Source organism: Flammeovirga sp. AWQ4_249, from assembly GCF_056161045.1.
The window spans coordinates 1-21,208 of sequence record NZ_JBSWYJ010000059.1 but is presented as its reverse complement, the minus strand read 5'-3'; the positions used below and the strand labels follow the sequence as shown (position 1 = coordinate 21,208).

The window sequence follows — 21,208 nt, the reverse complement described above, 5'->3', positions numbered from 1 at the left end:
TTAATAGCCAGGATTTTGATTCATTTCTCCTTTACTCGTATCCAACTCACGTTGTGGAATAGGTAAAAGAAGATGTCTTTGATCAAAATTTAATCCTTGATCATTCATGTAATTTGTCATCGTTGCTTTCAAATCTCCTGTTCGGATTAAATCAAACCAACGTTGATTTTCATACAAGAATTCTTTTCTTCTTTCATCACCTAATCTAGGTTTTGTTACATTTTCTAAAGCTGTTAGTCCTGCTCTCGCTCTAATTGAATTAAAATAATCTAAAGCTGTAGCATCATTTGTTTGGAAGTTATTGCCAATTTCAGCTTCAACATAAAGTAGTAACACATCTGTATATCTTAGAAGAATGTAGTCATTCCCTGCCAAGCGAATGTTATTGGCAAAAGTGAGATACTTTCCACATCCTTTTCGTTCGCCTCTCTGATCAATTACATTCGTTGTATATCTTAAATCTTCCCCTCCATCTATTCTCTCTTCGGCTTCATACAAACGAATCATGTTATCAGAAGCGTAGTTATGAGAACCTTGTTCATAAAGGAAGTAGTAAGAAAACTCCTGTGAATTTTCAGTATTATCATCAATAAAAGAAATTGGAAACATGATTTCATTCCCTAATTCTTGATAGAAAATGCTCTCATAATCACTGGCTAAAGAAAATGCTCCTCCATTTATCACATCAGATAATAATGTTTTTGCTGAAGTATAATCTTTAAACTGCAAATAATATTTTGCTAATAGTGTTTGAGCCGATTCTTTGTTTACTCTTCCTAGAGGGATATTATTTTTTGAAGGTAAATTCTCCGCTGCAAATTGTAGATCAGTATGAACTAATGTATACACCTCTTCCTCTGTCGCTTGTTTATACCTTTCAGTATCTCCTTCAAACACAATCTGATCCGCTAATGGAATGTTACCAAAAAGGCGTACTAAATTGAAATGAAGATAGCCTCTTACAAAACGTGCTTCCGCTTCAAATTGTGCTTTTTTAGTGGGATCTACTACATTTTCAATATTTGCTAACACCAGATTACATCTGTAGATGGTTGTATAACATTGATTCCAATAATTGGCAACAACAGAATTTGTTGTTAGAATGGTAAATGTTTCAAATTGTGCCCAATCACCAACACCACTTCGTGTACCCGCATTATCTGATCTCATCTCAAGAATAGCATATTCTTGTTGAACAACTTCTTGTAATCCTGTGTAAATTCCGATGACTGCTGTCTCAACTTCATCGTCATTCCTGAGGTAATTCTCAACACTTACTTCGGATTGAGGATATTCCGTTAAAAAGCTTTCACATGAAAATAAATGTGAGAAAGCGATGAATGGAATTATATATTTTAATATCTTTTTCATTACTTAAGGGAGATTAAAATTCTGCGTTTACACCAACAATAAATGAGCGAGGAATAGGTGACGCACCTCTTTGATAACCATAATTAATAGGTCCTTCATCTCTAATTCCTTCTGGATTAAATGATGTGTAATCGTCCGACATAATGTAGATTAAGTTCGAACCCGATGCATAGAGTCTCGCTTTATTAAATCCAATTTTACTCACCCAATTTGTAGGTAAAGTGTACCCAATATTGATATTTCTTAATGAGATAAATGATACATCCTGAACCATATCATCTGTCAAGATTCTCTCTCTCACCTGATTCATATCTTCAAAATAAGCAGTATTTGGTCTTTGCCCCTGCATGGTTTGGTACTCGTAATATTGAGGATCAATATTCAACACTTGGCCACCCATAGATCCTTGGAACATAAAGCTAAAGTCAAAGTTTTTGATCTGGAAAGTATTCGTCACAGACCAGATAAAAGAAGGATAAGGCGATCCAATGATTGTTCTATCATTTTCATCAATTTTACCATCTCCATTTAGATCTTGAACATACCCAAGTTGAGATTCTCCTCCAATAGGCCAAAATCCTTCATTAAGGTATTCGAAAGGGACTGAGCCATTGTCTCCTTTTGTTCGGTCAATTTTGTATCCATAAAAAGAAGAAATCGGATTTCCTGTTGCTGCAATCCAATTTGCAGGTCTTTTGCTATCCACAATTGAAATCAAACTATCTACCCCTCCAAAATCTACTAACTTGTTAGTATTGGTCGAAGCATTTGCCGATAGCGTCCACTTAAAATTATTAGTCATGATAGGCTTCGCATTGAACTCAAATTCAAAACCTTCATTCTGAACTTTCCCTAGGTTGACTGTTCTTTCATCAAATCCTGTAATAGAAGGAATTTGTTGTGTTAGGAGTAGATCATTTGAGGTTCTTCTATACCATTCAATTGAACCATAAATTCTATTTCCGAAAAACCCATAATCAATACCTGGGTTAATTTCAACTTGTTGTTCCCAACGTAAGTCAGGTTGAGCAATGTTAGAAGGAATATAGCCAGAAGAAATACCTCCATTAATGACTGCAGAAGCAGGATCCATTCTTCCTAGTGCTTCATACAGACCAATTCCTGAATTGTTACCTGTAATACCATAAGAAACTCTTGGTTTTAATACAGAAATCCAATCTATGTTTTCCATAAATGATTCTTCTGTTACTCTCCATCCAAAAGAGGCAGCAGGAAAGATACCATATTGATAATTACTACCGAATTTTGAACTACCATCTGATCGTACAGAAACAGAGAATAAGTATTTATCATTAAAGGCATAATTCACACGACCAAAAATAGAGTGTAATGTTTGTACCCCTACATATTCATCTCCAAAAGCAATGACAGAAGCTGCGTTCATTGTTTTCACAGCATCATTAGAATAGCCTGTACCAATTGTTTCCGTGTATATATCTTGTCTTCTTTCGAAAGACATACCTAATGTTGCATTGATTTCATGTTTACCAATTGATTTTTCATAAGTAAAATAATTATCATTTATCCAATCAAAATCCTGGTATGTTCTCGTCCTTAATCGAGCATCAGCTGCACCATTTCTTGAGGCTTTCGTTCCGTCATAATAGTTTCGCGTTCTATCTTTGTATGTTGCCACAAATGAAGTCCTAAACTTTAATCCTTTTGCTAACTTTAGCTTTAAGTACATATTTGAATAAATACGATGTGTTATTTCTTTGTGATCACGCTCAACAATATTCGCATAAGGGTTTGAATTATTGGTCACAGAAACATTAGGTAGTACTTCTGTTGGATCATCTGGATTAGGATAGTTATTGAAATGGGCTTCTTGTGCATAATCTCCTACAGCTACATCTGGAAAATTTGTTTTATCGACAAATTGTATAGTATGTTCGTCATGCGTAATAGGCAACCATGAAGACTGTCTTAGTGATTCATGTACTGAAGTTGGAAATACTTGCTTTTCTTCTCTTACAGGGTTAATATTTAAACCTAATTCAACTCTTTTTGATAATTTCGTTTTTAATTTCAAACGTAAATTGATCTTTTTATAAGCGTCAGAAAGTAACACACCGTCATCTTGAAGATAGGCTCCGGAGATATTATAAGTTGTATTTTCTGAACCACCATTGGCTGACAATGAATAAGATTGAATATTGCCTTCTTCAAAAATGATATCCTGCCAATCTTTTTCTGGTTGATCTCCCAAAATTCGTTGCATATGTTCCATTCTACGAATAGTCGTATTCGCTTTATTCAATACATAGTCCCTTTGGTCCATTGGCAAATCAGCAGGCCATAGAGTTTCTATATTGTCAATATAATTTTGAGCATCGATTTTATTTTGTTCTACTGTAGGTCTAAAATCATCTCTTCTCAATGCCCATTTTCTTCCATAATATGCATTGAAATTATATTTCACCTCACCTGTTTCACCTGATTTTGTAGTAATCATAATGACACCATTACCACCACGTGATCCAAATATAGCTGCGGAAGAAGCATCTTTTAGAACTTCAACTGATGCTACATCATTCATATCTAATGACGCCATGTAATCCGCATCCACTAAGACTCCATCCACCACTACGGCTGGGCCTGAACCTGCACCAATAGAACCGACTCCACGAACTTGAATAGTTGGCGCTTCCCCGGCTTCAGGATTAGTCTGTTGAATATTAACTCCCGATACTTGACCGATCAATGCATCATCAAGACGAGACACAGGAATTTGATCCAATTTTTCATTGGTCACTTTTGAAATGGCACCCGTCAAATGTGATTTCTTTTGTGTACCATACCCGACTACAACAATCTCATCCAATTGTTTTGTGTCTTCAAGTAATGTTATGTTAATCGTATTTTGAGATCCGACTTTGATCTCTTGAGATACCATACCGATATAACTAAATATCAAGATATCTTCTGGTTTGGTTAAGATGGAATATTGACCATCAAAATCCGAAATTGTTCCAATAGTTGTTCCCTTTATAAAAATAGACACACCTGGTATAGGCATTTTGTCTAAGTTGGAGATTACCTTTCCAGTAATTTGATTTTGAGCAAATAGTGAAGAGGCAGAAGTCAGTACTAACACGAGAAAAAAATGTGCAGTTACCCACTTTCTGTATTTTAGTTTAAACATCAGATTATAGATTATGAAGTTTATTTTATGTAACTGGATGTTGGTTAACCAAATTTAATAAAAAATACTTTAAGTGAAAAATTTACACTTAATTAAATACGATATAACCTAAATTTTTCTGATAAATTCGTTTTCATAGCAAGTAGACAATATAGTAATAATGATAATTAAGATGATTTTATAAAAAAATAGAGTTGATTTCAGTTAAAAACAGTTCTTTAATTCATTAAGCTGAATATTGGTTAACCAATTAAAGATTGTTGTTTAAATAGAAAAACGCTTTAAAGAATTAAATCTATCTCTATCAAATATATCAACATTTCTGAAAATAGTTCAATGAAATGCTAGAAATTTAATAGGATAGATTCAATTGTATATTAATTTTCTTTGGGTGTATAAGTAGTCTTTAATAGAATAGATTTAACACGAACCTCTGCATAAGAGTCATTGTCTTCATCTTTTGCACCACTTTTAATTTGGCTTTGGAATTTTGAAGCTTGCGTATAACAACCTACTTTAAAATAACCTGTCTCATCCATGGATTTCCAGATCTTTTTATATTGCTGATTTTGATTTTCATTTTTAATCATACAGGTTATATACCCCTTATTGACAATAACCAAAATCCTTAAGGTCTCCCCTAAATTGTAAGGTAAGGCATTTGCGTAATCTTTGTTATTTTCATTCCAGACAATGTAAACCCCTTTTTTCTTACTGTAATGTACTCTTAAGGGTTCATCATCAGGTCCATGAATCTGTGTGATGCAAACATCTGATTTAATATCTGGAACATGCGTAACGCGCAATTGCGTTTCTAAATATTGTGGATCATTGACTGACCAATACAAATTGCCATGACCTGATCGTTGTCTTAATTCAGAACGTGGATATTTAGACCCTTTTGTAGTCACACCCGCTGCATGTGCTCGAAAAACAACTTCGTCATTTTCTGCATAAAAATAAGGTCGATATTCAAAGTCAACAATTCCTTCATCTGCAATTTCAAGTGGCTTTTTATAGCGTTGCTCTACATCAAAAACTTTGCGATTGTCTTTCCCTTCTGCATTAATTGGTAATGTTACTTTCCAATGAGTCAATGAAGGAATAATATCAGTAGGATACTTATGGTTAGGATCTAATTCTTGATCAAGTATTTCAATTTTAAAATTATCAAATCGAACTTGTTTCCCAGTATATCTACCTCCAATTTCTACTACTTTTATTTTTGATTCTGTTTTAAATGGAAGACTAACTGTATCAAATTCAGCTGTATCAAAATCTTTTACTAATTCCTCCTGCCCTTTCAACTTTACAAAGATTTGCCCTTTTCCTTTAACAGCAACATCCAACCTGTAGTCATGTTCTGGATAAATTTTCACTTTTTGTCTTAATTCAGCCTCACTTTCCATTTTAGCTGATTTCTTCCCTACAGCAGCTACATTTGAAAAAGCAACTTTTCCTTTTAGATCCCAATAATTAAAACGATTTTCAAAACTATTATTGATCACTAATATTGGATTTAAAAAATCTTCTTCTGATCTTATTTTTTGGATTTTTACTTGATCAATTCTTGCTTGCCCTTCTTTATATTGAGCACCAAAAATAATGTTCTTTGCTTTGCCACTGTTGAAAGATAATTCAACTATTGAATAGTCTTTATTTTTTGCAATGATTGTTTGTTGCTTTCCTTTGATACTTACGTAAAGAGTGGCTTCTCCCTTCACGGCTACTGAGATTTTGTAGTCTTTTTTGGGTTCTACTTTAATATATTGGGAGATTTCAGCTCCTTTTTCTGCAAGTTTAGCTGATCCATTTCCTTTAAACGTATCTTGTGATTTCTGTACTTTCCCATTGACCTCCCAATTTTTCAATCCATCTTCAAAACCACCATTAATCACAACGACAGTTTGTTGAGCCAAAAGAAAATGGGTTGGTAAGCACAATAATAGGAGTAATAATTTTTTCATTTCATTCATGTTTAGTCATTAAAAAAGTACTCCACTTCTTTTTTGTAGAAGTGGAGTAAATAACTAATATCTTTAAGAGAACGCTAATCCTCCGTTGATGTCTATATTATTTCCAGATAAGAACGAGGAGTTATCTGAAGCTAAATATACAACTAAATCTGCAACTTCCTCAGGTTTACCTTCACGTTTTAATGAAGTGGCATTGGCTACATTTACTCTTGCTTGATCCGGTGTATGATCATCATGAAACTTCGTAGCAATCATACCAGGGCAAAGTGCATTACATCTCACTCCACTTGGACCTAGTTCTTTTGCCATAGCTCTAGTAAATCCCATTACTGCTGCTTTTGAAGCGCCATAAAGTGATGCTCCAGGTCCTGCACCATCACGACCTGCTTGAGAAGCAAAGTTGATGATTGAGCTTCCTTTTCCTAAATAAGGGCGAGCTGCTTTTGTCATTGACCACACTGTTTTGAAGTTTAAGTCCATCAGTAATGCATACCAATTTTCATCTTGCTCTTCAATCTTTTTACGTCCGATGATTCCGCCTGCTACATTTACTAAAACATCAATTGTTTCCCCAAACTCCTTTGTTGCTGTATCAATAACGTTTTGTACATCTTCTGCTTTCATTAAGTCACCGGCAACTGTAACAATTTCTGCACCTTTTTCTTTTGCTAATCGGATGGTTTCTTGTGCATTTTCCTCTGCTTTTTCTTCAGCTCCATAATAGTTGACAACTAATTTAGCTCCAGCGTCTGCCATTGCCAATGTAATTTCACGTCCAATATCACGCACTCCACCTGTAATTACGGCTACTTTTCCTTCTAAATTCATAATTGTATCTATTGTTTGTTCTTGTAAAGTTTTAATGCAATCTCTTTTAGAATTTATATTATGTAATTCATTTTTTAAAATATATGTCAGCTTAAAATTTTGGATATACGAAGTCACCCAACTTTTTTACTTAAAAAAATTGATAGAAATTATTTTAATAAAACTGACGTATGATAGAATGACTTCGCTATAATGTTAAGTGAATAAATAAAAGAGAATAGCTGATTCTTTTTTAAAGTTTTTAATCTTGTTTACCTACTAAATAAGCTGGCTTTGAACCATCCAAAAAGTCCATTCTCGCAGGACCAAAAGTATCGATCAACATACCATCTTCTAGGCATAAGGCTTCATGTTCTACATGTGGTTCACAGTAGAAAGCATCACCTTTTGAAATAATTTGTTCTTCGTCTCCGATTCTCATTTTGAAAGAACCTTCAACTACATAGGTCACTTGAGAATGAAAATGTTCATGTGGAGTACCCACAGCCCCTTTTTCAAATTTGACTTTTACCGCCATTAATTGGTCATCATAACCAATAATTTGTCTTGAAATACCATTGCCTACTTCTTCCCATTCATTTTCAGATGATTTGAAGAAAGGCTTAGATTGAATTTTCTCCATTTTAGTTAATTTTTAAATTGTATTTCTAAAAATAAAATCAACAAAAACACTGTTCACAACATGAATAAACATCCAGTTAACCAACTATTCACGCTGATCCCATTATTTTAGTTAGAAGGTTTAAAACCTTTTTTCATTTCCGTTTTCATTTCGAAAGCTTTTGATTCATCTAAAAGCTCATCGATTGTCGTTATATTTTTTCCTAATCGAGGATAATAAGACTCAATTCTACCAGAACCAATACTCAAAATGTTATTGATCGTTGACACCGCCCAATTGGGGTCTTCAAAACGAATGGTTCTTCCCGAAGTACCAGCATTGTAGAAAAATAGATTATCTACTTCTAGTTTCTGTACTCCCCATAACAACACCACACTTCCTAATTCTTTATTGCCAGATTCAATGAAATCACAATCTTTTAAGACCACATAAGGGCCCGTTGTCGATTCATCATTTCCTAATCGTGTGATTTCCATTGCTCCCGTCATTACTTTTTTGAAAGAACAATTTTCAATGATAATTTCTTCGGCACTGTATCTTCCTTTCTTTTCCGTTTGCCCATTGATGTTTAAAGCTACACCTGAGATATTGTAAAATTCCGAATTCTTGATTTCGATTTTATCCGCAAATGTACTTGTATAAGCCTTAAAAGCTGTATAATCTGAAGCATCAAAATGATGGAAAGCACAATTATTAATCGTTAGATTGTAATGTTGAATCATTGGCTTTTTTGATGTCGCAATACCCACTTTTGCAATACCAACTTTTGATCTTCCATTAAAATCAAGACCTTCAATAGCTAAACTTCCACTGTTTTCTATACTAAAGAATGGAACTTGTTTTTGGTTTTCATTAAAGAATAATTTCGCTCTTTCTGTTCCTTTATATTCAATATTTAAATGCTTATTAATTTTTAGAGTTGAACGAAAAACAATTTCCTTTGATGTAATTTGAATAGTTGCACCATTTTCCGCTTTTTCAATTGTACTTAACAATTCATCAAAGCTATTTACATTGTAAGAAGTCTCGCTTAATGCTATTTCTCCAGTGATCGCCGTATACCATTCAGGTCCACATGTTTTCAACTCTACAGGCAATGAAGGGTGGAAAGAATTACTTTCATACAAACCTTCATTATTCAGTGTATACGTTTCTTTTTCAGCAACTAAACCTTCTTTATATTTTAATGGTGTACCGTTATTTTTATAGGTATTCTCTTTAAAGGTAAATCCTTCTATATTGTCTAAAACAGTAAATATTTCACTACTTTCAGGATTATAAAACACGTTGTTTTGAATTGTAATATGATCAGGAGTCTGCGTTCTTTCTCTATCTGATCCAACACATAATTCTAAATGAGGAGTATTGAAAAAATGATTTCCTTCAATTGTTACATCATGTGCTCTAATGTATCTATTTGGTAACGAATTAGGTACTCCATTCATAATGGGCAAGGCACCGAAAAAACGTTTTCCGCCTAGATCTTGAAAGTAATTATTCTTGATTATATGACCACCATTGATCACTCGAACTCCACCTGCATTTCCTAAATGATGCCCTAAGAAATAGTTACCTTCCACTAGATTTCTATCACCATGTCTTAAAGCTAGTACCCCTTCACATTTCTCAAAAATATTACCACGAATTATGTTCTCAGAGGATTTAATAGATACTACTTCTACCTCACCTGAACAACGTTCAAAGTAATTGTTTTCGATCAAAGTCATAGATGCTTCATTACAGTAAGTAGAAACACCAACTCTTAACGTCTCTCCTCCATTTGAACCTAATTTCGGTCTAAATCCAAAGTGATTATGATGAATATGATGCTTATTTTGTCTTGATTCTAAATTATTGAGTTTAACCGCCATCAGAACTCCCGCATTTAATTTTCCTCCAAAATAGCAATGATCGATTTCATTTTCTTGTCCATACAATTCCACCCAAGAAGTTTTTTCAAAACGATCTGATGGATTATAATGATCCATCACCACATTAGTCAATCTGGAATACTTTGCCACTTTATTGCCAATTTTAAAACGAATAGCAACCCTTCCTTTGGCATATCCTTCTTTAAAAACCAACCCATCTACTACCAAATGTTCTCCTGCCATTTCCAAAGAAGAATTTCCATTAAGAATAGTCTCACCTCTATGTTCTGCTTTTAAAGTTATCGGCTTTTTGACTGTACCTTTACCATCAAATTTGATACGTACGTCCTTCCACTCTTTCGCTGCCATTACAATGACATCTCCAGGTTTTGCTTCCGAAATTTTCTTTTCAAGTTCTTCCACATTTGTTACTTTATATTCCTTTACGTTCTTAAAAGAAGAAAGTGAAATAAGTACAAATGCAATCAGAGTGAATAGTTTGATAGTATAATAATTCTTCATTTCTATAAAATATAAAAAGTAATGATTTAGTGCTTTTCAACACTTTTCAAAACCATTAGTGGTTATTGGTTGACCAAATATGAAATTTAATTCTTTAAAATCCTATCAATTGATCGTATTAAATTCAAAATTTGAGAAATATTTCATTTTGGAAAACCAATCAGTAAGTTAGTGTTTTTTATATTATTCTTATACTGAAAAATGTTATTTTAATTGATATTATTACATTTAAGAGTCTTTACTAAAGAATTTATGCTAAAAATAAAATATCTGTTTTTGCACTTTTCAAACATCACGTTCTATTACTTTAATGATGAAAAAGATTTAAAAGAAATCTACTCATCAATTGGTTGACCAATAAACCAATTATATTTATGAAGATAGGAAGTTCATTTTACCTAAATCCAGACTTTTCTATTTTTTTTCATTTACTAAAAAATTATTGATTACATAATTAAATTCATATATTGAATAGACTTTTACTCTTTGTGCCTACTCCTTAAGTAATTATCTATTAGAGAATTACCTAATATTAAAGTATGAAAAGTAAGACTACTTGCGAAATGAATATTATGAACTGAATTATGAACTCTCAACAATTAACTCCAGCTGATACATCCTTTATTGGAGATGAACAGCCAATGGAAAAAGAGGAACTGACAAAATTTTATCGACAACTCTCCACCTCATCCAATTTTAGATTAAATACCGATCGAGCAGAAACAACTACGGGAATAGCTCTCTATAGTGGTACTTGGTCATCTACAGAAATTGTGCACCTTTTAAAAAGAAGTTTATACGGAATTACTTATGCAAATTTTATAGAATTTCGTGATCTTTCTTTAAAAGACGCTGTTGATAAACTCATTAATGAAGACGATAACCCACTTCCACCGATTAATAATTATGAGGTCAATGATATCTTTGATCCTCATGTCTCTTTTGGGGAAACATGGATTACAGCACCGAATGGTGAAAATCAGATTAAAACCAGACGAAATTATTCCCTATTAGGTTGGTTGAATAAAAATATTATTGATCAGCCCACGACTATTCATGAGAAAATGATACAGTTTTGGCACAATTTGATTCCCATTGAAGTCTGGGGAGTCAATCAACCCAAAATGAGCTATCAATATTATATGACTTTAAGGCAACATGCATTAGGCAATTATAAAGAACTTATTAAAGCAATAACGTTCGACCCAGCGATGTTGAAATATCTTAATGGTAATTCAAATCAAAAGTGGAGTCCTGATGAAAATTATGCTCGAGAATTACAAGAATTATTTACGGTAGGAAAAGGAAAAGATTCGGGGTATACAGAAACAGATGTTCAAGAAGCTGCAAGAGTTTTGACAGGATTTAAATACATCAGTAATCAAAATGCCAATAAACCTGCCACTACTTATTTCAATGTAGGACATCATGATACTGAAGATAAACAATTTTCTTCATTTTATGGAAATAAAGTGATCAAAGGTAGTGAAGACGGGTACGCAGAAGTGAATGAATTGATTGATATGATCTTGGATACTGATGAGGTGGCGAAGTATATCTGTCGTCGTTTATATATCCATTTTGTATATTCTGAAGTTTCCACATCTGCAGAGACGAATGTCATTGAACCATTGGCTGCTATTTTTAGGGCAAATAATTATGATATCAAACCTGTCTTAAAAGCGCTTTTGGAAAGTGAGCATTTTTATGATGCTGCCAATAGAGGTGCTGTTATCAAAAATCCATTGGATCATTTATCTTCATTTTGGAAAATGGGACAAATTCCACATTTAGATGATAATGATGAGTTATTAAAATATTTTACTTATTTAAGACTTTATAGTCAATACCAAGTCCCTACAGGAATGCCAATGGGTGATCCTCCTAATGTTGCGGGCTACCCTGCTTATTACCAAACACCAGCTTTCGATAAACTTTGGATCTCTACAGTTTCGATTACAAAAAGGGTAGAAATTGTGGAGAGAATTATTAATGGGAGATTGTGGATTGTAAAATTGACAGATACTGCTAGGTATCTCAAAATGGACACTATTGCATTTGCTGAAACGCTGCCCGATCCTTCAGATCCAGAAAAATTAATCTCAGATATATGGCTTTTGACAATGGGATTAGAAATGAGTGAAGCTTCCAAAGATTATTTATTATCTACAGTGCTTTCTGGTTTGGAAAAAACAAGCTACTGGACCAATGCATGGAATAAACGTAAGAATTCAATGATGGATCAACAAGTCGTTGAAACTCGTCTACAGTCTTTATTAATTGCTATGTGTCAACTGGGTGAATTCCAACTTTTTTAATCATCCCCTTTAAAACAAACTACACAATGAAAAGAAGAGATTTCGTCAAATGCATGGGGCATGGAATGGTGGCCAATACATTATTAGGAGCCTTTGGATTAAATAATGTTTCAGCCCAAGTACTCAATTCATTCCTTTCGTCAGCAATTGAAAAGCAACGTATTCTTGTATTGATCTACCTTCAAGGTGGTAATGATGGATTAAATACTGTGATTCCTTTGGATGTTTTGCCCATTTTAAAGGGTTTAAGAAGTAATATTGCTCTAGAAGATAAAGATATGCTTCAATTGCCTGACACTCCTTTAGCCTTTCATCCTTCCTTAGATGGATTTAAATCTTTATATGATGAAAAAAGACTAGCAGTTGTACAAAATGTCGGTTATCCCGAGCAAAATTTCAGTCATTTTAGATCAACTGATATTTGGTCTTCTGGCTCATCTTCAGGAAAAGTTGAACATACTGGTTGGGCGGGAAGATACCTTGAAGACCGTTTTGTGGGGTACCCTGAAGCATTCCCTAATGATGATTTTCAAGATCCTCTTGCTATTGAATTTGGGAAAAATAGTTCACTTTTATTTCAAGGTGAAAATTCATCCATGAGTTTGACCATCAATGACCCTGAATCTTTTTATGATTTGCTGGATGAAGTAGCTATTCCTGTCCCTGACTCTCCTGCAGGTAATAAATTGGAATACGTCCGTCTAATCGCAAAACAATCTCAGCAATATGGCACTGTCATCAAAGATGCTGCATTAAAATCTGGAGAAAGAAGTGGATTTCCTAATACAAGTCTTGGTGAACAACTTTCTATCGTCTCAAGATTGATAGCCGGTGGACTCCAAACACCTATTTATAAAGTAAAAATGGGCAGTTTTGATACACACTCAAATCAAGTGGAAACTGATCGAACAAAAGGAACGCATGCTACTCTTCTTCAAGAGTTGAATGATGCAGTGATGGCTTTTATGAATGATCTCGAAAAGATAAATAGAGCGGATGATGTCATTGGCATGACCTATTCAGAATTTGGTAGGAGAATTGTTTCAAATGGTAGTATGGGTACAGATCATGGTGCCTCTGCTCCTTTGTTTGTTTTCGGCAATAAAGTCAAAGGTGGTGTCATCGGTGAAAATCCACATCTCGATGCACAAATGGATTTTAAGAGTAACCTAGAAATGAAGATTGATTTCAGACAGGTTTATGCTTCCATTTTGGAACAATGGTTCGAGATTGATTCTGTTAGAATTAACGATATGATGTTTCAGGAAATGGAAACGTTACCGATTATTAGTGACTCCGTTGAAGATGTCATCAGTAGTACTAAAGATTTCAATACTACTCAAAACTTGAAAGTCTTTCCAAATCCAATGTTAGATATAGTAAATATTGATTTCTGGTCTAATGGAGCACTTTTTACAATTGATTTAGTGAACAGTCAAGGTAAAAAAGTAAGTAGCCTATTCAGAGGAGACAATAAAACTGGAAAGTTTCGAATACAATGGGATACCAATAAGATTCCTAAAGGAAGATATTTTGTGATCATGCAACAGAAAGATAATCATCAGAGTTTTTCTGTCGTAAAATAAAAAAGTAAAACCCACGGTCTTTATCGTGGGTTTCATTTTATATCTGAGAAATTTCCAATGGTTTCAAGAAAACACGTTCAACTCTTGAAACTGTATTAAGATACTCTGGTGCATTAACGATTCTATCCCACCCGGGATTATCTGTAAAGAAGTTTTTCCAAGTAGCATCACGTTGTTCCATATTTTCAAAATAGATCATGTAAGATAATTTGGGTAAATTCTTTCCTGCGATTGCTTTTCCAAAGAATAAAGGATTCATGTTTCGTTCGTAAAATAAATCCAACTCATCCTTATCAAACATCATAATTTTTCTTCTGACTGCATCCTCACTGTACCCTTGGTAGGTTCTAAATTCAAAAAGTCGGTCTTCTGTTTGAGGATAATGCATCTTTTTTAACCCATCAAAAGCTAATAGCAAATCCGTTTCATAACGTACGAAAAGCTTATCTTCTTCTTGAATAGAATTGTATTTTTCACTATCCTTAAGGAATTGCTTATCATTTTCCAACTCCGTAAAACTTGCTGCATATGCTTCAAAGGAAGTGTGAGGTATCAATAAATATATTTTAGGAGGAAACGTCATCCCTAATTCTTCAAATACACCTATTGCTTTTATATACTGACGATTATAAGCTGGGATTAAAGCCTCTTGGAAGAAAGAAAGTAATGCTTCTTGCTTTCGAGGATGTATTAAATCATAGGTCCTTAATTCGTAAACTTCTTTCTGTATTGATTGATTATCTAAATTCATCACTTTGAATTGGTTATAGGTTCTTTTTGATGAATTTAATAGTTAGTCATTAGTTTTTAATACTTAGGACTTCAATAAATAACAGAATGAATGATTAGTTCAATTAAAGGCTTTAATTGTAACAAACTTTTTTGACCTAAAAAGTAATACATCTGTTTTGGTTAATACAAGATTTTAAAATCTTTCAGTGTTCATTAGCGATACACATTTCAACTGCATTAAAAATATTTCTTGCTAATATCTCTTCTTTTAAGTTGGATTGAATAGTAAAAACCATTTCATTTAAAGAATGGAAATCCATATTGTTACCAACGTTTTTTGTGGGTGTAATAAATAATCTCCCCTCTTTCTTTGTAACTCTAATCATTTTTGATTCTAAAGAAGTGTTGCCAATGATTTCTTTCATTTTTACTTTCTCATTCACCTCAATAAAATTAGATGCTAAATTGATATTATCGGTTGACCTGTCAATATGGTTTAATAGCATATGACCAAATTCTTGATCAGAAACTGAATTCTTCAAAACTGTAATATCAGAAGTCTCTTTCCAATCTCCATTTTTATTTTGATTTAAAGTCTGTATCAAAATTTTTTCTGGATAGAAGAGAATAGATATAGATTGTTGTGTAGGCTTGTATTTAAAAATTTCTTTTAGTTCTTTGATCTTTAACATATAGATAATTGTAGTAGGATTTCGTTATTAGACGAATATTGATACTTGAAGGTTTAGGAAGATAAATAGATTATCATTAATACTTCCAATATTACTAAAAAATAAAATGAGTCACAGTCTTTGATGCTAAAAATCTGTATTTATCTTACTTTTGAAATTCTTTTAGTTTTTGATATTAGTAATAAACTAGTGTTGTAGTAAATCTTGCTCCTCTGATTTTAATTCAGCTAATTCTTCCTTGATTCTTTTATTGATATCTATCTTTGAGTTTTTAAAAATAAATATTGTAGTTCCGAATTCACGAGCAAATTTATTAGTGATAGAATCATGTACAATTGAAGTCTCAAAATAGGGACTTGTTTCTTTCAACTCCTGATATCTTTCGTTTCTATTTTTAATTCTAATAAGGTTTTTATACTTTTTTTGAAGATCAAACCAGTTAACATAATCAGCATCAAAAGAAACAGCATGTATTGATTCTTTAGTATAATAATTTATGGCTCCCGCTTGTCCATAATTATCACATAAAACCAACGTTTTTTCTGGAAAATCTAAACTTTTATAGGCTTGATCTACTTTTGAAGCTAGCTCGTTCCAACCTAGCATATCTGCATAATCTTGAGGGATTTCATGCTCTTTTCCATCTTCCCATCTTAATAAACCTAATGATCTAAAATCATCTTGATGAGCGATAATGTATTCAGGTGTCTTATTCGGATAAGCAATATTAAAAGTAAGAAACATTAAAATAACAGGAAATAAAAGAAGTACTGGTTTTATAAAATTTCCAATTTTGTTGTTCAATAATTCAAATAAATAGACTGTTCCTAATGCTATGTAAATTGGGTATAAACCTATCGCATAATAGTCTTTAGCTCTTAAGAGAGTGAAGATCCCAAGTGTGAATACAAAGGACCAAAATAGGAAGCTAATCGATTTGAATTTTTCAGAAAAAAGTAACCCTAATAATCCACTTAAAATAATGATCAATGCCCCCGGAAAGAATAATAATTGATTTTTCAGGAAATCTAAACGCTCAACATTCACTAACTGTGTTTCTGCTAATTCATTCATATGATGAATCACAGGAAAACTATTCTGAAATTGCCACAAAAGGTTTAAAAATAGAATACACAATGCAATCAACATTCCTATATAAATATCCTTCTTAAGAAAGATATTCCTTGTTTTTGTGATGATTAAAGCGGGTAGTAAACCTAATGCTAAAAAACCAATATTGTATTTATTCAGCATCCCAAAAGAAAAGACAACTGCCGTCCAAATCATCCATTTTATTTGAGAGGCATTGATGTATTTGATAAAGAAATAAAAGGTTGATGTCCAAAACAAAACATCTAATGAATTGGGCTGATATAATGTATTGAGACGAAGTAAACAGGAGAATAAAATACATGTTGTACCAATGATTTTAGCATAAAGGTTTCCACTAAATTCATCTATGGCAAACCAAACGACAATCATAGTAAGTGCACCAAATAAAGTTGGGAAAAATTTCACCCAAAATACCCCATTTCCCAAAAGTTTAATCAAATAGGAAATCCACGAAGTAAATGGAGGTACAGAAGTGTAACCTAAGGCTAAATGATTTGCCTGATCCAAATGAAGGTATTCATCTCTTTGGAGATCATAACCAGGATCGATGAGAAATTGTTGTAAGATAAATTTGAGTGCAACAAGACTCAATAATATAAAGACTTCTTTTTTGGGCATGGTACTTTTTTGATATTTTGGTTAAATAAATAGTATTATTATCAGTCCAAAGCAACTGACTTTTTGTACATCGTAAAAAATAGAAAAGGAAGAAATCCAAAAGCAAATAACATTGCTCCTAGCATCAACAATACTTCAGCACCTTGAAGATGCATAATTTTAAATAAACCCGAAAGACCTGTAGTGATTGCAGCACTTGCGCCTAAGATAATTTTAAGTCTGACAGAAAGAGCTTTTGACAATGCAACTTTATAGTTGTCTATAGCAAGTAAAGGGATGAAAAGTAATAAAAGTGTGATAAAACCAATCATAAATAATTCAGATCCCATTGGCATTCGTAGTAATTTAAAAGTTACTCCTGCCGTTAAAGTTACGGAACCAAATAAACCAATAGAATACATAAGCTTCTTCATAAGAATTATACGTTTTGAGTTGAGTAAAAAAACAGTTTTCTGATCTATATCATCCAGTCCTTCTGGCGCAATGTCTTGAATAGCATTTTCTAAAAGTTGAGAAAAAGACTGTTCATCTTCCAATTCACTTTCAATTACGCAACAGAGATGATCAACAATATCATCCCTCAATGAAGTGACCTTAAATTGATGTGTATTGATTCGATTTTCAATAATTGTAATTTGTTCGTTAGTTAGTTTCATATCATCTTAATTTCTGGAAAAATAAGTGTATTAATTGTCCCCAAGAAGTCTTTTAATTCCTCTAAGTAGCGCACCTTTTCCATTTTACCTTTTGGTGTTAAAAAGTAATATTTCCTTACTCTTTTACCAATGTAAACTTCCTCAAAAGTGAGCAATCCATCTTTTGTCATTTTTTGTAAAGCAGGATATAAAGATCCATCCTTGATCAAAATTTTCCCGTCAGATTTTTCTTTAACATGTTGGAAAATTTCATATCCATACATCTTTCCATTTTCTGCCAATAGATTTAAGATAATAGCAGAGAGTGTTCCTTTTAATAGTTCTTTTGAGTACATAGAACAAATATATATAAAATTTCAATACATCATAATTCTAGGTATATATAAAAAAGTATTTTTCTTTATAAACATTATAGGCCAACGTAAAAAAGATGGCCTAAAATTTCTATTTATGATCAATAAACCTACATATAAATATTTATATTGATCGTGAAATATTTTGATGGATTTTAAAAAATTAATTGATAAATTGCGTTTCCCAACCATCATAATAACCATTTCTTTTTTCTACTAGCTCAATTAAAGCCCAAGTAATTTTATTGATGTTTGGCAAATCCACTTTCGCATTATGCCATACAACAAGTTGATATTCACCTGTTTCTGTTATTTTTTTCTTTTGAAGTTTGTAACCTAGTTTTTCAAGTTCCTTAAGACATTCCTTCAATTCTTGGTTTGACTTAAAATACATCCAATGATGAACATCCCTTTCTTTACTTAGTAGTGAATTAAAAAAAAACTTGCAATTAGAGCAGAGTAAAGGGCATAAATATGCTTTGATTATAAAAATCTTTTCAAATAAGTTTTAAAGTCTGCATATTCGGAATCCCCCATTTTAATGATAGATTTCATTGATAATTTCTTTTTCTTTCCGTTATGATTTTCAATGTACAATTGATCTCCTGTTACAAAACTTTTATAGATAAAATACAAACCTATTATTGTTGCAATAAAAGGAGCTATGATTTGTTCAACATAAATTTTATGGGCAACTTCTAATGTAAAAAAGTTAAACACTCCCACAAAATAATAAGCCGAAAAAGATAACGATCCAATTCCCAAAAGTAATAGTAGAAACCAGTTATTCACCTCTTTGCCCTTTGCTATTTCAATTTTTTTATGTCATTCTTATGATAAGATTCATAATTAAATCTAGTTCTTAAGAAGTGGAACCCATCGTCGTTTATCCCAAATTCTTCAGTTTCAAATTGATACTTTTTTGTTTGTTTTAAGTTTGCTTCCATGAACGGTAAAAAAATATAGTTTAAATGCTTTAAAGATAAGTCAAAAATGTAAAAATTAAGGAATGAAATACAAAAAAAGACTATTCCCATTCTGAATTATGATTATCTAAACATAATTTTTCACATAAATATTAGATACTAAATGAATAAATTACCCTTTTTCTGAAATTGATGGCTATTGACTTTACCTAAAATGGAGTCAGAATAGAATAGCTGACGATCGGTTTTTAATTTTACCCTAACGAATGTTTGAAAATCACCCGTATATTTTGGAATTTGTACTAACATCAATTGATGAGGAGGTAGAGCACTTGTCCAAAAACTATTCCCACATTTATTACGATCGATTACTTCAATTTCTTTCCAAATTCCATTCTTGTCTTTTGCTTCTTGAATAAGAAATAAACTATTATCATGTTGATTAATTCCAATGGTATCCTTAAGTTCATTTTTAATAGTTAAAAGGAGTGATGGATTATAGCTCTTCAATTCTATGTATTTTATAGATTGATCTAGATCCTTTTTTTGTTGATAATTGATTTGTTCAAATGGGAAATGATCAAGTTCATAAAGCTTCAATGATACCTCTACATAATCCTTTATTCTTTGATGATAAGGTAAAGTTCTTTGTGCAAAATATTCCCCTTCACTATTTATTGATAAAATCCCTAAGCATTTATTCTGCGTATTTATATCTTCTTTTGGAAGAATAAGTTTTGAAGTATCACTTAAAAAAGAAAAATCAATATCAGATAATTTTGTTTCAATTTTTTGTTCCCTGTTCGCACAAGAAAAAAAATGAATACAAATAAAAAAAAATAGAATAGGTCGCATGATATTAATATTAAATAATGAATGTGGTCATCTATTAGTCATAGGAAATGTAATGTGATTAACTTAAATAATCAACAACATATGTATCCTCATCCACAATATGATCCGTTAATTTGAAAACTTCTTTTATCCATTCATGCTTTAATGCTTCCTCACGATCAAGCATTTCACCGAGAATTTCAGCATCTTTCCATACACAATCTTTCTTATCCATTAAACCTACAAGATAGTTACCGTCATTTGTCCAAATTCTAAATGGAAATGCTACCCTTTCTGAAGGAGAAGAACCTTCAAACCAATTCCCTAAACTAATTACTCCAACTACAACTTGATTTTCATGCCCTTCTGTAAATTGACAATAATACACTGCGTAAGCATCGTCATATTTATATACAAACCTTGTCAATTTTGTAATCTTGTTCTGACAACATTCACAATCATAAATATTGGGTTCTTCAAATTCAATTTCAATCATTTTTGTAATGTTCGCTTGTTTAAAAATTCAAAAAATTCTGATTAGTCCAATTTTTTATTTCAAATTATAAATTTGTTTCAACCTTATCAATAAAAATATATTTAAGCCAAGAATTAATGTAAAATGCCCTGAGTCTTGAATATTTAAAGTGTAATTGGTACTAAAAATTAGATTGATGATAATAGTAAATATTATAAATAAAAATAATTCGAAAGACCCTACAATCAAAAATACCAACCATTTCATAGAAGATTTCTTTTTAGAAAATTCCTTCAATGAATATGTCAATAAATAAATGATAATCAATACTGCTGATAATGGTAAAAATGGTTGAAATCCGTATACTAAAAATTGTTTATTTGAATACCATATTATATCTACATTACTAGTTATTGAAAAATTAGTAATGAGGACAAATGTTGTTATAAATAAAAGAAAGAGAGTATAAAATAAACGCTGTCCGTAATTTTTAAATTTTATATATTGAAAATTATGGCAAAGCAATCACAAAAAGAGAGTGCTGAGTTT

General features: G+C 32.2%; 17 protein-coding genes. 2 read left to right on the top strand and 15 right to left on the bottom strand.

The genetic code is table 11. From position 1 onward, the window contains the following. From ACXAHM_RS24185 to ACXAHM_RS24160, 6 genes are all read right to left on the bottom strand, one after another. Entirely contained in the window at positions 1–1,371 is a 1,371-nt protein-coding gene (locus ACXAHM_RS24185) for a RagB/SusD family nutrient uptake outer membrane protein (protein ID WP_474966149.1), read from the bottom strand. Between the two features lie 13 nt (positions 1,372–1,384). Beyond that, positions 1,385–4,537, bottom strand: a complete 3,153-nt coding sequence (locus ACXAHM_RS24180; RefSeq protein WP_474966145.1) for a SusC/RagA family TonB-linked outer membrane protein — start codon at positions 4,535–4,537, stop codon at positions 1,385–1,387. Between the two features lie 377 nt (positions 4,538–4,914). Beyond that, positions 4,915–6,504, bottom strand: coding sequence for a polysaccharide lyase family 7 protein (locus ACXAHM_RS24175; protein ID WP_474966142.1), 1,590 nt, complete (start codon positions 6,502–6,504; stop codon positions 4,915–4,917). Between the two features lie 72 nt (positions 6,505–6,576). After that, positions 6,577–7,341 (bottom strand): SDR family NAD(P)-dependent oxidoreductase, encoded by a 765-nt coding sequence (locus ACXAHM_RS24170; protein WP_474966139.1) that lies wholly within the window; start codon positions 7,339–7,341, stop codon positions 6,577–6,579. 241 nt (positions 7,342–7,582) lie between these two features. Next, positions 7,583–7,963 (bottom strand): cupin domain-containing protein, encoded by a 381-nt coding sequence (locus tag ACXAHM_RS24165; RefSeq protein ID WP_474966136.1) that lies wholly within the window; start codon positions 7,961–7,963, stop codon positions 7,583–7,585. Between the two features lie 107 nt (positions 7,964–8,070). Continuing rightward, positions 8,071–10,356 (bottom strand): polysaccharide lyase 6 family protein, encoded by a 2,286-nt coding sequence (locus ACXAHM_RS24160; RefSeq protein ID WP_474966133.1) that lies wholly within the window; start codon positions 10,354–10,356, stop codon positions 8,071–8,073. A 584-nt stretch (positions 10,357–10,940) separates the two neighbouring features. Between ACXAHM_RS24160 and ACXAHM_RS24155 the strand changes: the two genes are divergently transcribed. Then, positions 10,941–12,674, top strand: a complete 1,734-nt coding sequence (locus tag ACXAHM_RS24155; protein WP_474966131.1) for a DUF1800 domain-containing protein — start codon at positions 10,941–10,943, stop codon at positions 12,672–12,674. Positions 12,675–12,700: 26 nt separating this feature from the next. Beyond that, positions 12,701–14,260, top strand: coding sequence for a DUF1501 domain-containing protein (locus ACXAHM_RS24150; RefSeq protein ID WP_474966129.1), 1,560 nt, complete (start codon positions 12,701–12,703; stop codon positions 14,258–14,260). Between the two features lie 37 nt (positions 14,261–14,297). Here ACXAHM_RS24150 and ACXAHM_RS24145 read toward each other — a convergent pair whose 3' ends face one another. From ACXAHM_RS24145 to ACXAHM_RS24105, 9 genes are all read right to left on the bottom strand, one after another. Next, positions 14,298–15,011 carry an NIPSNAP family protein gene (locus ACXAHM_RS24145; protein WP_474966126.1) on the bottom strand — a complete coding sequence of 238 codons (714 nt, stop codon included), beginning with the start codon at positions 15,009–15,011 and terminating at the stop codon, positions 14,298–14,300. Between the two features lie 184 nt (positions 15,012–15,195). Then, the gene (locus ACXAHM_RS24140) at positions 15,196–15,684 is read right to left on the bottom strand and encodes a hypothetical protein (RefSeq protein WP_474966123.1); all 489 of its coding nucleotides are present in this window, start codon (positions 15,682–15,684) and stop codon (positions 15,196–15,198) included. A gap of 186 nt (positions 15,685–15,870) precedes the next feature. Next, positions 15,871–17,415: a glycosyltransferase family 39 protein gene (locus ACXAHM_RS24135; RefSeq protein WP_474966120.1), complete on the bottom strand. Its 1,545-nt coding sequence runs from the start codon at positions 17,413–17,415 to the stop codon at positions 15,871–15,873. Between the two features lie 41 nt (positions 17,416–17,456). Continuing rightward, positions 17,457–18,071, bottom strand: coding sequence for a hypothetical protein (locus tag ACXAHM_RS24130; protein WP_474966116.1), 615 nt, complete (start codon positions 18,069–18,071; stop codon positions 17,457–17,459). Beyond that, a complete protein-coding gene (locus ACXAHM_RS24125) occupies positions 18,068–18,406 on the bottom strand; it encodes a PadR family transcriptional regulator (RefSeq protein WP_474966113.1) in 339 nt (112 codons plus the stop codon). Before ACXAHM_RS24125 ends, ACXAHM_RS24130 begins: the two co-directional genes overlap by 4 nt. 181 nt (positions 18,407–18,587) lie before the next feature. Then, entirely contained in the window at positions 18,588–18,908 is a 321-nt protein-coding gene (locus ACXAHM_RS24120) for a ribonuclease E inhibitor RraB (RefSeq protein ID WP_474966164.1), read from the bottom strand. After that, on the bottom strand, positions 18,908–19,216 hold the full coding sequence (locus ACXAHM_RS24115) for a hypothetical protein (RefSeq protein WP_474966111.1): 309 nt from the start codon (positions 19,214–19,216) through the stop codon (positions 18,908–18,910). The genes ACXAHM_RS24120 and ACXAHM_RS24115 overlap by 1 nt, the downstream gene beginning before the upstream one ends. A 293-nt stretch (positions 19,217–19,509) precedes the next feature. Further along, positions 19,510–20,205, bottom strand: a complete 696-nt coding sequence (locus tag ACXAHM_RS24110) for a hypothetical protein (protein WP_474966107.1) — start codon at positions 20,203–20,205, stop codon at positions 19,510–19,512. A 58-nt stretch (positions 20,206–20,263) separates the two neighbouring features. Then, entirely contained in the window at positions 20,264–20,680 is a 417-nt protein-coding gene (locus tag ACXAHM_RS24105) for a hypothetical protein (protein ID WP_474966105.1), read from the bottom strand. Positions 20,681–21,208 lie beyond the last annotated feature (528 nt).